Raw genomic sequence first — 14,403 nt, 5'->3', positions numbered from 1 at the left:
GGTTTACTTCGGCAAGGGGGTGAAGCGGATCGCCTGGCCGCCACCGGGAGCGAGGCGCAGGGGGAGGGTGTCGGTGGACTGCACGGTGACCTGCTCGGTGACGAGGTCGAAGCGGCGCTTGTCATCGCGGTAGTCGGCGTTGTCGCCGTCGCGGTAGATCTCGGCGCGGTAGCGGCGGCCGGCGTCCAGGAAGGTCAGCGGCAGCGTCAGGCGGCGGCCGTCGCCGTTGGTGATGGCACCCACGTACCAGTCCTCGCTGCGGCGGTCCTTGCGGGCAATCGTCGCCACCTCGCCGAGCTCGCCATGGATGACTTTGGTGATCTCCCAGTCGGTCGGCACGTCCTTGATGAACTGGAAGGCCTTGGGCCAGCGCTCGTAGTGCTCGATGAGGTCCGGCACCATGACGACGGGCGAGTACAGCGCCACGTACAACGCCAGTTGCTTGGCCTGCGTGGAGTTGAGCTTGCGGTCACCGGCGCCGTTCAGGCTCAGCACGCCAGGCGTGTAGTCCATCGGGCCGCTGAGCATGCGCGTGAAGACGAGGTTCACCTCGTGGTCCACCGGGTTGATGGGGTCGCCCCAGGCGTTGAACTCCTGGCCCCGCGCGCCTTCGCGCGAGACCCAGTTCGGGTAGGTGCGGCGCAGGCCCGTGTCCTTCACCGGCTCATGGGTGTCGATGGCTATTCTGTGCTTCGCGGCCTCCTGCACGGCCTTCAGGTAGTGGCGCACGCCTTCCTGTGATTCGGTGAAGCCGAAGTGGGTGCCGTTGCCGTTCGCGTTGGCGAACTGCGCGGTGCCGATGTCGGTCACGTAGCCGGACTTGATGACGTCCACGCCGTGCTTGGCGTAGAGCGCGTAGGCGGCGTCCATCTGCGTCTCGTAGCGGGCGATGTTGCCGCCGGTCTCGTGGTGGCCCACGATGCGCACGCCTTTGGCCTTGGCGTAGGCGGCCACGGCTTCGAGGTCGAAATCGGGCATGGCCTTCGTGTGATCCATCGCCGATTGGCTGCCGACCCAGTTGCCATCCCAGCCGAGGTTCCAGCCTTCGACGAGCACGCCGCGAAAGCCATGGGCCGCCGCGAAGTCGATGTGCCGCTTCGTGTTGGCCGTCGTGGCGCCGTGCTTGGCGCCGCCGGACCAGCTGGACTTGTCCAGGTGCATTTCCCACCACACGCCGGCGAACTTGCCGGGCTGCACCCAGCTCACGTCGCCCAGCTTGTTGGGCTCGTTGAGGTTGAGTTCCAGGTTGGACTCGTAGAGCCCGGCGGCGGAGTCGGCTACGCGCAGCGTGCGCCACGGCGTGGCGAAGGCGCCTTGCTTGAAGACGCTGGCGCCGCTGGCACTCGGCGCCAGTTGCGCGCGCAGCTTCTGGCCGCTGACCTTGCGCACCCACATGGAGGCGTAGTCCACCAGTGCCGCCTCATGCAGCGCCAGGTGCACGCCGCTCTTGGTGCGCATCGTCAGCGGCGTGTTGGCCAGACCCACCTCGGCCAGCGGCGTGCGCTGCGTGACGTACTCCAGCACCAGCGCTTCGCCGGCCGGGATCCACCAGGCCATGGCCGGCTCGGCGATGTCGAACTCGGTCAGCTCGTCGCTGATGCGGGCGATGGGCAGCTGGGCCTGCTGCGGCAGTTCGTAGCGAAAGCCGAAGCCATCGTCGAAGACGCGAAACCGCAGGCCCATGCCGCGGCCGCCCTGGCCGGGCTGCGACAGCTCCACCATCAGCTCGCGGTAGTGGTTGCGCACGCGGCGGCTCTCGCCCCAGGGCTGCTCCCAGGTGTCGTCGTGGTCGGTTGTCCGCTGGCCGACGAGCTTGAAGCCGCCGTCCAACTGGTGGGCGTTGGTCAGCAACAGCCCCAGGCGCGAGGCGTTGACGAGCGGCTTGCCCGCGCGGTCCACGCGGTAGGCCAGGCGACCTTCGCCGGTCAGCTGCAGCGTGACGACGAGCTGCTTGTTGGGCGAGGTGACCGTGGCCAGCGTTTCGTCGGCGTGGGCGGTGGTGCAGAGAACGAACGAGAGGAGCGCGAAGAGTCGACGGGTCAACATGTCTCAAGATCCTTGGCGGCGGCGCAGTGGGCCTGAATGAAGTCCGCATGGCTGGGCATCTTTGCGACGCAACGCTGGATGACGGCCTGGGTGTCGCCGAGATAGTCGCTGATCTCGGCCTCCGACAGCGCCTCGGCCAGCGGGTGATGCCCTTGCGGCTTGATGCCTTGGCCGTGCAGCACCTGCAGCCAGCCCACCTCGGAGAACAGCTCGTCACCGTGGCGCACGATGCGGCCGCTGGCGCGCCAGAGGGCCAGCTTGTCCTGCAGCGTCTGCGGCACGTCCATCGTGCGGACGTGGTCCCAGAAGGCGCTGTCGCTGCGCGTGGTGGCGTGGTAATGCAGGATCAGGAAGTCGCGGATGCGCTCGGTCTCGAAGTCGCTCTGGCGGTTGAACTCGGCGATGTCGGCCGGGTTGAAGCCGTGGTCGGGGAAGAACTGGATCAGCCGCGCGATGGCGGACTGCACGAGGTGGATGGAGGTGGACTCCAGCGGTTCCATGAAGCCGCTGGACAGGCCGATGGCGACGACGTTGCGGTTCCAGACCTTGCGCCGGCGCCCGCTCTCGAAGCGCAGCACGCGGGGCTCGGCCAGCGCTTCGCCATCGAGGTTGCGCATCAGCAAAGCCGCGGCTTCGTCGTCGCTCATGGCCTGGCTGGCATAGACGTGGCCGTTACCGGTGCGGTGCTGCAGGCCGATGCGCCATTGCCAGCCGGCCGGCCGCGCGGTGGCGCGCGTGAAGGGCGGCAGCTCCTTGGCCAACGCGCTGGGCACGACGACGGCGCGGTCGCAGGGCAGCCAGTGGTTCCAGTGCTCGTAGCCGGTCTTCAGCGTCTGCTCGATGAGCAGGCCACGGAAGCCCGAGCAGTCGATGAAGAGGTCGCCCTCGATCGCGGCGCCGCTGGCCAGGCGCACGCTGCGCACATGGCCGTTCTCGTGCAGCTGCGCGTCCAGCACGCGGCCCTCGGTGCGCTGCACACCCAGCTTCTCGGCGTAGCGGCGCAGGTAGCGCGCGTAGAGGCCGGCGTCGATGTGGAAGGCGTGGACGATCTCGGCCAGCGGCGAGTGGCCGAGGCTGGCGTCCGCGCGCATGAAGCGGTGGCCGCGCGCGGCGGCGCCGTTGATGGAGTAGGCCCACAGGTCCGGCGCCCGGCCGGCCTGCTGAATGCGCAGCCAGTAGTGGTGGAAGGGCAGGATGCTGGAGCGATGGCCGATCTGGCCGAAGGCGTGCAGGTAGCGGTCGCCGATCGAGCCCCAGTCGCACAGCTCGATGCCGAGCTTGAACGTGGCCTTTGTCTCGCGCACGAACTCGTTCTCGTCGATGCCGAGCAACTGGTTGAACTGCCGGATCATCGGGATGGTGGACTCGCCCACGCCCACGGTGCCGATCTCCTCGGACTCGACGAGCTTGATCGTCACGCGGCCGTTCGTGACCTTGGCGAGCGCGGCGGCCGCCATCCAGCCGGCGGTGCCGCCGCCGACGATGACGACGGTGTTCAGGTTCTGCTGCATGGACACCTCACTGAACCAGGACGCGCCAGCCCCAGGCGGGCAGGCTGAGCGTGGCGCCGTCGTCGAGCTTGACCTCGGCGCCGCCGTTGAAGTCGAGATAGCGGCCGGCATGGCGCGGGCCTTTCAGCGCCACGTCAACAGGCTTGGCCGAGAGGTTGAACACCGCGACGACCTTGTCTTTGCCGTTGCCGCGCACAAAGCTGAAGACCTGCTTGGGCGCGCTGTTGGCAACGGGCTCCATGACGGCGCCGTCCGCGCCATTCCACAGCGCCGTGTTGCGCTTCTTCAGCGCGATGAGGCGGCGGAAGAGGTCGGCCTCGGGCGCGTCCTTCCAGGCGATGGGGTCACGCTCGAAGAAGGCCAGGCGCTTCCTGTTGCCGGCCTCCTGGCCGTTGTAGATCAAGGGCAGGCCTTCGCTGATGAAGCTCAGCACCGTCACCGCGTCCACCGCGCCGCCGAAGATCTCGTGCTCGGTGCCCTCCCAGGCGTTCTTGTCGTGGTTGGTGGTGTAGAGCAGGCGGTAGGCCTCGCGCGGGAAGAACTTGCGGTTCCACGCGTAGTAGGGGTAGAGCGAGGTTGCGTCGGCGCGGCCCTCGGCGATGAGCTTCATCGCGTCCCACCACGTCCAGGCATAGGTCGCGTCGAAGGCCTTGGCATGCAGGTCGCGGCTTTCCCATTCGGCCAGCAGGAAGACGGGCTTGATGGCGCGCAGCTCCTTGGCCGCCTGTTCCCAGAAGTCCAGCGGCGACAGGCCGGCGGCGTCCACGCGGTAGCCGTCCACGCCCACGTCGCGCACCCAGTACGTCAACGCCTGCGTCATGTAGCGGCGCAGCGCGGGCTTGTCGTAATCGAGATCGATGATGTCGTCCCAGTCGTACCAGGGCGTGGGGGTGAAGCGGCCCTGCTCATCGCGGGCGTACCAGTCGGGGTGGCTCTTGACGAGCACGTTGTCCCAGGCGGTGTGGTTGCCGACCCAGTCGAGGATGACCTTGAGGCCAAGGCCGTGCGCTGTGGCGACGAAGTGCTTGAAGTCGGCCAGCGTGCCGAGCTCGGGGCTCACGGCGAGGTAGTCGCTGACGGCATAGGGGCTGCCGAGGCTGCCCTTGCGGTTCTTCTCGCCGATGGGGTGGATGGGCATCAGCCACAGGATGTCCACGCCGAGGTTCTTCAGCCGCGGCAGCTGGGCCTCGGCAGCGCGGAAGCTGCCCTCGGGCGTGAACTGGCGCGTGTTGATCTGGTAGAGCGTTGCGTTGCGCGCCCAGGCCGGGTGCTGAACGTGCACATAGGGCTTGGGTTGGTAGGCGGCGAGCGGTGCGGCGGCGGCGGGAGCGCAGGCCAGCGCAAGCAGGAGGTGCGCGAGCGCGCGAAGTGAGGAGGTCACGATGAGGCGGATCTGAGCGAAGAAGGCCGCGCCCGACCGTGATCGGCGGGCGCGGCAACGGAGCCGGTTTCAGTACCGGTAATTCAGACCCAGTCGATACGTCTTCCCGTACACCACCTTGTTGGTGATGATGTTGCGGTCCGTCGTGTACTCCTGGAAGGGCGTGTTGGTCATGTTGTGCCCCTGCAGCAGCACGGACAGGCCCTTCAGCCAGCCGTCCTGGAACTCATAGCCCAGCTGCGTGTCGACGATGGTCTCGCCCTTGATGAAGGTGAACTGCGAGTCGCTGCGGTAGTCCAGGATCTGGCCGATGAAGTCCGAGCGCTTGTGCGCGGCCCAGGCGAGCTGGAAGCCGTGCTTCTCGTAGTACAGGCGCAGCGTCGTCACGTTCTTGGACAGGCCGGGCAGGCCGATCTCGCTGACCGAGTCCTTGAACACCGGGCCGTTCTGCGGCGACACGAAGCCGCTCGTCGGCAGCCGGATGGAGCTTGCCGTGTACGAGTGGTTGACCTGCGCGCCGAAGCCGTCCAGCCAGTCCGAGGCCATGCGGCCCGGCAGGTTGATGGCCAGTTCGAAGCCATGCATGTTGCCGCCCTGGCCGTTGACCGGCTGGGTCAGGAAGCCGATGGTCGAGCCCTTGTAGGGGCCCTTGTCCGGCAGCGGCGTGTTGGCGCTGGTGTAGGGCTTGAAGTCGAACTCGCGCGGCGCGTTGATGACGTAGTTGTCCAGCTTCTTGAAGAAGCCCGCCAGGCTGATGTAGCCGTACTTGTCGAAGTACTTCTCGTAGGACACGTCCAGCGCCTTGGCCGCGTAGGGCTTGAGCTTGGGGTTGCCGGAGAAGCCCGTCAGCGCCGGCGACACGGCGGTGGCGTTCTGCACGCCGAAGTCCAGGCTGGCCTTCATGTTGTCGAGGTTGGCGCGCGCCACCTGCTTGCCGGCACCCAGGCGCAGCAGTTGCTGGTTGCCGAGGTCGAAGGTCAGGTTCAGCGACGGCAGCAGATGGTTGTAGCTGGTGCCGTCGGTGCGCAAGACGTACGGGCAGGTGTCGACGGTGATGCCCGTGCACTTGGCCAGGTCCACCTGGTTGCCGGTGGCGTTCTGGTCGGTGTGCACCAGCTGCAGGCCGATGTTGCCGGTGTAGGGGATGCCGCCGAGGTCGCCGCTCAGGTCGGCCTGCGCGTAGGCCGTGGCAACCTTCTCGCCCACCGTCCAGTTGCGTGACAGCACGGTCGCGTCCACCCAGCGGTTGATCGCGTAGATGCTGCCCAGCGAGCCCGTCGGGTCCCAGGACGCGACTTCGATGCCCGAGGAGCCGGCGATCGCCGTGTCGCTGCCGGGGATCTTGGCGCCCGCGTAGCCGTCAGCACCGTTCAGGATGGACAGGCGGCCTTCATCGCCCAGGCGGGACTTGTCGCGCTTGCTCAGGTTGATGCCGAACTTGCCGCCGACGATGGGGCCCCATTCGAGGTCGTGATGGGCCGTCAGGCGCAGGCTGGTCAGCTTGTCGTCGATGGTGGGCAGGGCCGCATAGCCGGCCTGCGGCGTGGCGGGGCCACCGCCCCAGCCGTCCACGTCGGTCAACAGCGCGAAGTTGCGGTCGGCGAAGTTGCCGCTGGTCTTGTACTTCACGTCGGCGAAGTTGCTGCCGTTGAAGCCCGTCCAGCTGATGGTGGCGAGCTGGGCGGCCGGCGTGTTGCCCGGCTGGCCAGCGGTCGTCTCGAAGTTGCTGATGTTCTTCACGCCGTGGGAGCGCGACAGGTCGGCCTCCCAGCGCCAGTCGCCGGTGCGCAGCTCGCTGTTCACGCCCAGGGACAGCAACCGGTCCTTGTTCGAGAACATGTGGTTGCGCACCACGCCCTTGTAGTTGCTCAGCGTGCCGCTGGTGGCCACGCCGTTGCTGATGGTGGCGTTGCTGAGCGCGCCGTTGGGGTCGTAGATGCCGGCGCCGTAGGCGATCGCGCCCTCCAGGCCGGTCTGCTTGGTCTTCTCGGTGCCGGCACCGTAGAAGACGTCGGCCGTCGTCTTGAACTCGCTGTTGGGCTTGTATTGCAGCGTCAGCGTGGCACCGTCACGGGTGCTCTGGCGGCGCTGGGTTTCGTACTTGAAGCCGCCGGGCACGGCGACCTGCTGGCCGTTGACGTCGATCTGCGGTGCCCAACCGCCCCAGCTGTCGAAGCGCTGCTCGCCGCCGTTGTCCTCACGCGCGCGGCTGAGGGCCACGGCCACGCCGAGGGTGCGATTGGCGAACTGGTCGACGTAGACCAGGCTGGTGCGGTGGCCCGAACCCACCTCGACGCCGGAGTCGACGCCGATGCGCTCCTTGCGCACGTTGGCCGCGAGGGTGCGCTTGCCGTAGTCCAGCGGGCGGATGGTGCGCAGGTCGACCGTCGCCGACAGGCCCTGGCCCACCAGGCCGGCGTCAGGCGTCTTGTAGATCAGGATGCTGCTCAGCAACTCGGCGGGGAAGAGGTCGAACTCGGGGCTGCGGGCATCGCTGGTGGAAGCCAGCTCTCGGCCGTTGAACAGCGAGCCGCCGAAGGCGGGCGCCATGCCTCGCACGCTGACGCCGGCGGCCTTGCCGTTGACCTTGCTGCGCTGCACCGCGATGCCGCTGATGCGGCCGAGCGATTCGGCCACCGTCACGTCGGGCAGCTTGCCGATGTCCTCGGCGGAGATGGCCTCGACGATGGAGGAGTTGTTGCGCTTGGTGGCGATGGAGTCCTCGACGCTCTTGCGGATGCCGGTGACGACGACCGTGTCCAGCGTCTGCGGCGTGGCCTGCTGGGCCTGCACGGCTGGGGCGCCGAGCAGCAGCAGGGCGCAGGCCTGTGCGACGGGAAGTGTGGGGTGGAACCTGCGCGCTCGCGGCTGGCGCGGCGCTCGTGCAGCTGGCAGATGAGCCATGGGTTTGCCTCTCGAATGTTGTAGTGGTCGGGTCCGGTTCTGCTGACGGCGACCGGATCGCGAGTCCGATGTGTCCAGCGAACGGTCGCCATGCTCCCGGCCGCGAGGATGTCGCGCAATCCGGAGCGTGAGCCGCTGAAGCTTCCCTATAGACAACTTTCGAACAGCGCTGAAGAAATCCTGAAGATTCGGCGTTTGGCCTTTATCCATCGGCTTTCTGGCCAGTTGATGCGGCCGCCTGCGCGTTTCGCCCAAGCCACAGTCAGGGCATGCGCCGCTAGACTTATCCGCGTGAAGATCTATCTGATTGAAGACGATCTGAACATTGGCCAGGCTCTGCTGACGGTGTTCAAGGACGAGGGCCATGAGGTCGTCTGGGTGCGCATGGCAAACGATGCTGTCGAGCGGCTCCAGGCCGAGGACTTCGACGCGGTGCTGCTCGACCTCGGCCTGCCCGATGGCGACGGCAACGAGTTGCTCAGGCACCTGCGCGCCGCCGGCGTGACCGTGCCCGTCCTCATCATCACAGCGCGCGACGGCCTGCAGGACCGCCTCAAGGGTTTCGACAACGGTGCCGACGACTACCTCATCAAGCCCTTCGAGATCCCCGAGCTGCTGGTGCGCCTGCGTGCCATCCTGCGCCGCAGCGGCGCCCATGGCGAGGCCGAGGCGTTGTGGAACTTCGGCAACCTGGCGCTGGAAGAGAAGCGCATGCGCGTGACGCTGGACGGCTCGGCCATCACGCTGTCCAAGACCGAATACGCGCTGCTGCTGACGCTGATGAAGCAGAGCGACCGCGTGTTGACACGCGCCGAGCTGGAGCGCCGCGTGCTGCCCTTCAGTGACGGCGCGACGCTGGATGTCCACATCTCCAACCTGCGCAAGAAGATCGGTGACGGCCACATCCGCACCGTGCGCGGGGTGGGCTACATGATGCAGCGTGACCGCGTCGCCTGACCAGTCTTCGTCGCTGTTCCGGCGTCTGATGCTGGGCTTCAGCGCCGTCATCCTGTTCGTTGCGCTGGGTGGTTTTCTGTACGTGGCGTGGGAGGCCAAGGCCACGCAGGCCTCACGCACGGCCAGCGAGAACGCGGCGCACACGCGCGAGCTGCTGCTGCACCTGTCCGACATCGCCGACCGGCCCGAGCGCATCCGCCAGACCGCGCGGACGCTGGAGGTCGTGCGCGCCGACATGTTCCGCCAGCTCGACTACCACTCGCGCGTGCGGGTGCGCGTCTGGCAGCGTGGCGCGCTGCTCTACAACTCCCTGCCCGAACTTCCCGATGCGCTGCCGCTGCCCGACAGCCCCGCGGCGCGCGATGCCAACGCCTGGGTGCGGGCCGTGGAGAAGGACGAGCCCACCGGCCTGGTCGTGGAACGCAGCCACGAGGTGGACGACCGCTGGATGCAGAGCTTCTCGGGCGTCAGCTTCCTGCTGCGCTCCACCATCTTCAGCCTGCCGCTGCTGCTGCTGCCGGCCTGGCTCATCGTCGGCATCGGCCTGAAGCCGCTGCGTTCCATCGCGGCGGTCATCGAGAACCGCTCCGACCAGGACCTGACGCCGCTGCCCGTGTCCACCTACCGTGAGCTGTCGCCCCTGGTCGCGTCCATCAACCACCTGATGGCAAGGCTGCGGCGGCGCATCGAGCACGAGCACGAGTTCCTGTCCGACGCCGCCCACGAGTTGAAGACGCCGCTGGCCGCCATCCAGATCAACGCCCATCTGCTGCAGACGCGGGGCGACGACACCAACCGCCATGCCGAAGCCAGCGCCCGGCTGCGCGACGGCGTGGCCCGCGCCAACCACCTGGTGCAGCAGCTGCTGTCGCTGGAGCGGGCGCGCTCCGACGCCGGCGACGACGCGCCCCTGCCACTGCTGTCCCTGGAAACGCTGGTGCGCGACCGCCTGGCCGCCGCTGCACCCCTGGCGGTGCAGCGTGGCATCGAGATCGACTTCCACGCCGAGGGCGGCTGCGACCGCCCGCTGCACCAGGAGACGGTCTGGGCGCTGGTGGACAACCTCATCAGCAACGCGATCAAGTACTCGCCCGAGCACGGCCGCATCGTCGTGCTGCTGAAGCCGGGCGCCGACGGCGGTTGTTCATTGAGCTTCAGCGACCAGGGCCCCGGCATCGCGGAAGGCCTGCGTCAGCACGTCTTCGAGCGCTTCTACCGCATCCCCGGTCAGGCCCAGGGCGGCAGCGGCCTGGGCCTGGCCATTGCCGAGCGGGCCGCCGCGCGCAACGGCGCCAGCATCCGGCTGGATGCCGGGCCGGATGGGCGCGGCCTGCTGGTCACGGTCGCGTTCGTTTGATCTTCCAGATCAGCACGCAGACGATCAGCGTCGTGCCGATCAGCACGTTGCCCACCCAGGGGAAATGCTCCAGCCTGCCGTCGGCGGCAATCGTCACGATGTGACCGGACACCAGCGCCGCGAGGCCGCCGGCGAGCTGCTGCAGGGCCGCGTTGATGGCCGTGAAGGCACCACGCTGCTCGGGCGCCGGGATGCCGGCGACGATGACCTGCCAGGGCACCATGCGCGAGAAGATGCCGGCAAACATGACGACGTTGATGACGATCAGCGTCGTCAGCGATGACGGCCCCAGCCGCGTGTAGATCACCACCATCGCGACGGTGATGGCGCTGCCGGCGTAGAACACCGGCAGCGGGCCGAGGCGGTCGGCCAGTCGCCCCACCAGCGGCGCGACGAACATCGTGCTGATGCCGGTGACGAGGTAGACGATGGGCAGGTGCTCCAGGTCGATGCCGACGTTGTGCACCGAGAAGGCGCTGGCGAACGGCATGATCATGAAGCCACCCGTCGTCAGCAGCGCCGTGATGGCGAAGGCGTGCAAGTGCCGGCGCTGCGCCACGGTGTGCAGCAGGTGGGCGAAGGCGCTGCGGTCGTTCTTCAGCGCGAGGTGGGCGTTGACGGGCTTCATGCGCCAGGCGATCAGCAGGCCGCCCACGGCCCCGAAGCCGGCCAGCGCCAGAAAGGGCACGTGCCAGTTCCACCGCGTGGCGAGCAACAGGCCAAACGGCATGCCGAGCACCTGGCTGGCCGCGAAGCCGCCTTGCAGCAGGCCCATCACACGGCCACGCAGCGCCGGCTCGAAGAGGTCGGCCGCGATGGCCATGACGATGGAGCCGATGACGCCGCCGAACAGGCCCGTCACGATGCGCGCCAGCAGCAGCGATTCGAAGCTCGTGGCCAGGCCGCACCACAGCGTGCCGAGCAGGAAGCCGCTGTAGAAGAACAGCAGCAGCTTCTTGCGGTCGAAGCGGTCGGCGAAGCCGGCCGTCAGCAGGCCGGCGGCGCCAGCGCTGAAGGCATAGGCCGACACGACGAGGCCGAACTGCTGGGCCGTCATCGACATCGCCGGCATGATCATGGCGCCCAGCGGCGACATGATCATGAAGTCCAGGATCACCGCGAACTGCAGCAGCGTCAGCAGCCCGGTCGCGAAGCGCTGGTAGGGCGTGAAGGTGGCCGGCGAGGCGAGAGGTTGGGCGAGGGGTTGGGCGTCGGGCATGGGCGGGGAGTGTGCGTCAGGGTGCGCTCAGATGTGGCAGCAGGGGGTATCGGGGCGCTGGCGGCACCGTCCTACGAGCCGTTGCGCCGCAGGCTCACGGCGCGCAAGCCCGCATGGCGCCAGAGTTGCAGCATCGCTTTCTGCGGAGTTCGCACCATGAACATGACCACGGACTGCCCATCCGAAATGGCGGCAAAAGAGAGGCCGCAACAGGCCAATGTCCTGATCTGTGTCGTCGGCACGGCCGAGGTCATGGAGAGTTCGGAGGACGACCTGGCCGTGCTCGCGATGGACCGGCGCGTGCACCGCGTGAACTGGCGGCTGGATGACGACTTCGGTGAACCGCCCGTTGAGGCGGACTGGGCCGACGGGCTCATCGTGCTGAACTCCGACTCCTGGGCCGCGCCGACAGGCTGCGCCCGGCTGCAGGCCCTGCTGAAGATGGCCTGGCGTTGTGGCCGCACGGTGGCCCTGTGTGGCGACGCGATGAATTCGCTCGGTACGCTGGGTTTTGCGACCGATGTGCCTGCCGAGGCCGAGGGCCTCTTCCTCTGCCCGCAAGGGCCTTGCGTCGGAACGCTGCGCGAGTTTCTCGACGCGGTTCAAGACCAACCTCACCGGAGCCGGTGAGGTTGAAGCCTCTCGGCCAAGGAATACCTTGGCCGGTCTCCCGAGGGGACGGCGATTCTTGACGGCTCGACCGTCAAGAACATCGCCATGCGGGCCGGCTTGGGGCGGCCCGGCGCTCGGCCCAAATGCCAAACACCAAACACCAAAAAAGGCCCTGAGTCATCAGGGCCGTTTTGCTGAGCGGTTGCCGCCTCTATCTGCGGATCAGGCCGACCACCAGGCTGACGATGGCCAGGATGATGAAGCCGTAGAACAGCAGCTGGGCGATGCCCGCGGCGCTGGCGGCGATGCCACCAAATCCGAACAGGGCGGCCACGAGGGCGATGACGAAAAAGATGATGGCGTAACGCAGCATGAGAGGTCTCCTTGAGAGGCTTGGAAATGAGGCTGTTGGCATCGTTAATCTAGGGCGCGGCCTTTGTCCGGTGTGCCGGCCCCGGCCGCGCTGCCGGGTAGGAGGCCGCCGACGCCGCGGGCCTGGCCGCCGGTTCCGTGCGGGGCGCCGCCGCCGTGCCGTCGCAGCTGACGGGCGGCAGGTCTTCGCCGGGGTCGACGAAGGCCAGCAGTGCGGCCGGCGGGGCCAGCGCACCCAGCGCGATGGCGGCCAGGGCCTTGCCGCCCAGCGCACGGCCTTCCAAGGCAACGCGCGGGTCGGCCAGCGTGCCCTGCACGCGCAGTGGCGAGCGCAGCGTCAGCAGCGAGAAGTCCTTGGGGCGGGCCACGAGGCGCAGGTCCAGCGTCTCGTCGGCCAGGTTGATGCGGCCGTCGATGTCGATGCGGCTGTCGCGGTTGTCGACGACGGCCGAGCGCGGCCGCAGCACGCCGGCCTTGAAGCTGCCGTCCAGCTGCGCGCAGTTCATCGCCAGCTTGCGGTCGCCACGCAGCCACACGGCCAGCCCCTGGGCCAGGTCCAGCCCGACCGCTTCGGTCAGCAGATGGGAGATGCTGCCCTTTTCGATCTGCAGGCGCACCGGACCGCTCAGGCTGCCCAGCAGCTCGGCGGTGCTGCGGCCGCGGCCCTGCACGTCGATGTCGGCGCGCAGCCGGCCCGTCACCGGGTCTTCGGCCAGGCTCTTGGACTGGAACTTCAGCCACTGCTCGATGGCCATGTTGCGCACGTCCAGGCCAACCGTCCACAGCGGTGGGCTGTTGCGCGTGTCCAGTTGGGCCGAGCCCGACAGCTCGCCACCCGCGATGCCGGCGTTGATGTTGCTCAGGCTCAGCACGCCGTCTTCCAGCACGAGGCTGGCATTGACCGGCGCCAGCGGCGCGAGGTTGGCGGTACCGAGATCGAGCTGGCTCAGCGCGATGGCGACGCGGGCGTCCATCACCTTCAGCGAGGGGATGTCCAACTGCCGGTCAGGCAGCACGCGGCCCGCGCGGCTGGGCGGGGCATCCGCGCCGACGGCCGGGCCCAGGTCGGCCAGGCGCAGCGGGCCGCCGCGCAGCAGGCCGCTGAGCTGCTTGCGGGCACCCCGCGTGTCGAAGGCGAAGTCGCCGCCCAGCTGGCTCTTGCCCACGCGTGCCTTCGCGCCGGTGAACTGCCAGACGCCCGAGGCATGCTGCAGCCGCCCGCTCAGGTCCACCGGCGGCGTGTTGGGCAGCGTGACGCCGAAGGGCCGGCCCACGTCGGCCAGCGAGTTGCTGCGCACCTGCAGCTGGCCGTCCAGCGCGCGGGCGTCCAGCAGCGAGGCGGCCGTGCCGGCAAAGCTCAGATGGCCGTCGCGCTGTGTCAGCTCTGCGCGCAGTTGCACCGGCGGCAGGCCGGCCTCGGCGGGCGCGAGCAGGGCGAGGCCGGCGCCGGCCTCGGCTTTCAGCGCCAGTTGCTGGCCGCGCAGCAGGCCCTTGAGATCGGCCGTCCAGCGGCCGTCGGCCTGGGTGGCGAACCGGGCATCGCCTTTCAGCAGCAGCGGCACGTCGTCCAGCTGGGCGGCGCCCTGGCGGATGACGAGGTGGTCGATCTGCGGCAGTTCGGCCGGCTCCTGGCTCTTGCCGCCGGGCTGCACGGGCCAGGCGGTGCGGCCGGCGGCGTCGCGCTGCCAGTTCAGCTGCAGCGTGTCGGCCTGCACCAGGCGCAGGCGCAGCGGTGCGCCCTGGCGCCAGGCCCAGATGTCGCCCCACTGCCAGTTCAGCAGCACGCCTTGTGCATCGGCCAGCGGTTCGCCGCCGTGGCCGGTCACGCGCAGCTGCGTCGCTTCGAGGCGGGGCTTCCACAGCAGATGCACGCGCGAGCCGCTGTCGATATCCAGCCCACGTTCGGCGCGGGCGGCCAGCCAGGGCGCGAGGCCGGGCCAGCCGGCCCACTCCATGCCCGCCGCGGCGGCAATGACGGCCAGCACAGCGGCGCCGGTGGCTTTGACGGCGAGTTTCATGAGCCGATGCTGGTGGCCGCCAGGCG

10 protein-coding genes are annotated in these 14,403 nt (G+C 68.5%); 3 read left to right on the top strand and 7 right to left on the bottom strand.

Annotation, left to right across the window (positions count from 1 at the left end; all coding sequences use genetic code 11):
* Window positions 1-3 precede the first annotated feature (3 nt).
* From AC07V5_RS00520 to AC07V5_RS00505, 4 genes are all read right to left on the bottom strand, one after another.
* Window positions 4-2,046: a glycoside hydrolase family 97 protein gene (locus AC07V5_RS00520; protein ID WP_495113516.1), complete on the bottom strand. Its 2,043-nt coding sequence runs from the start codon at window positions 2,044-2,046 to the stop codon at window positions 4-6.
* On the bottom strand, window positions 2,040-3,557 hold the full coding sequence (locus AC07V5_RS00515; RefSeq protein WP_495113515.1) for a tryptophan halogenase family protein: 1,518 nt from the start codon (window positions 3,555-3,557) through the stop codon (window positions 2,040-2,042). The genes AC07V5_RS00520 and AC07V5_RS00515 overlap by 7 nt, the downstream gene beginning before the upstream one ends.
* A 7-nt stretch (window positions 3,558-3,564) precedes the next feature.
* On the bottom strand, window positions 3,565-4,938 hold the full coding sequence (locus AC07V5_RS00510) for an alpha-amylase family glycosyl hydrolase (RefSeq protein WP_495113514.1): 1,374 nt from the start codon (window positions 4,936-4,938) through the stop codon (window positions 3,565-3,567).
* A 69-nt stretch (window positions 4,939-5,007) separates the two neighbouring features.
* Entirely contained in the window at window positions 5,008-7,842 is a 2,835-nt protein-coding gene (locus AC07V5_RS00505) for a TonB-dependent receptor (protein ID WP_495113513.1), read from the bottom strand.
* A gap of 291 nt (window positions 7,843-8,133) precedes the next feature.
* On the opposite strand from AC07V5_RS00505, the gene AC07V5_RS00500 reads away from it, so the two are divergent.
* Together AC07V5_RS00500 and AC07V5_RS00495 are read left to right on the top strand one after the other, a co-directional pair.
* Window positions 8,134-8,799 (top strand): response regulator transcription factor, encoded by a 666-nt coding sequence (locus tag AC07V5_RS00500; protein ID WP_495113512.1) that lies wholly within the window; start codon window positions 8,134-8,136, stop codon window positions 8,797-8,799.
* Window positions 8,783-10,156, top strand: a complete 1,374-nt coding sequence (locus tag AC07V5_RS00495; protein WP_495113511.1) for an ATP-binding protein — start codon at window positions 8,783-8,785, stop codon at window positions 10,154-10,156. The genes AC07V5_RS00500 and AC07V5_RS00495 overlap by 17 nt, the downstream gene beginning before the upstream one ends.
* Here the strand turns inward: AC07V5_RS00495 and AC07V5_RS00490 are convergent.
* Window positions 10,137-11,375, bottom strand: a complete 1,239-nt coding sequence (locus tag AC07V5_RS00490) for an MFS transporter (protein ID WP_495113510.1) — start codon at window positions 11,373-11,375, stop codon at window positions 10,137-10,139. The genes AC07V5_RS00495 and AC07V5_RS00490 overlap by 20 nt on opposite strands.
* Window positions 11,376-11,531: 156 nt before the next feature.
* On the opposite strand from AC07V5_RS00490, the gene AC07V5_RS00485 reads away from it, so the two are divergent.
* Window positions 11,532-12,005 (top strand): hypothetical protein, encoded by a 474-nt coding sequence (locus tag AC07V5_RS00485; RefSeq protein WP_495113509.1) that lies wholly within the window; start codon window positions 11,532-11,534, stop codon window positions 12,003-12,005.
* 193 nt (window positions 12,006-12,198) lie between these two features.
* Here the strand turns inward: AC07V5_RS00485 and AC07V5_RS00480 are convergent, their stop codons facing one another.
* Both AC07V5_RS00480 and AC07V5_RS00475 read right to left on the bottom strand, forming a co-directional pair.
* Entirely contained in the window at window positions 12,199-12,360 is a 162-nt protein-coding gene (locus AC07V5_RS00480; RefSeq protein WP_495113508.1) for a DUF1328 domain-containing protein, read from the bottom strand.
* Between the two features lie 49 nt (window positions 12,361-12,409).
* A complete protein-coding gene (locus AC07V5_RS00475) occupies window positions 12,410-14,377 on the bottom strand; it encodes an AsmA family protein (RefSeq protein ID WP_495113507.1) in 1,968 nt (655 codons plus the stop codon).
* Window positions 14,378-14,403 lie beyond the last annotated feature (26 nt).

This window comes from Roseateles sp. GW821-FHT02E12 (genome assembly GCF_059421665.1).
Note: the sequence above shows the minus strand (reverse complement) of the source record. Positions and strands in the feature narration are given on the sequence as shown.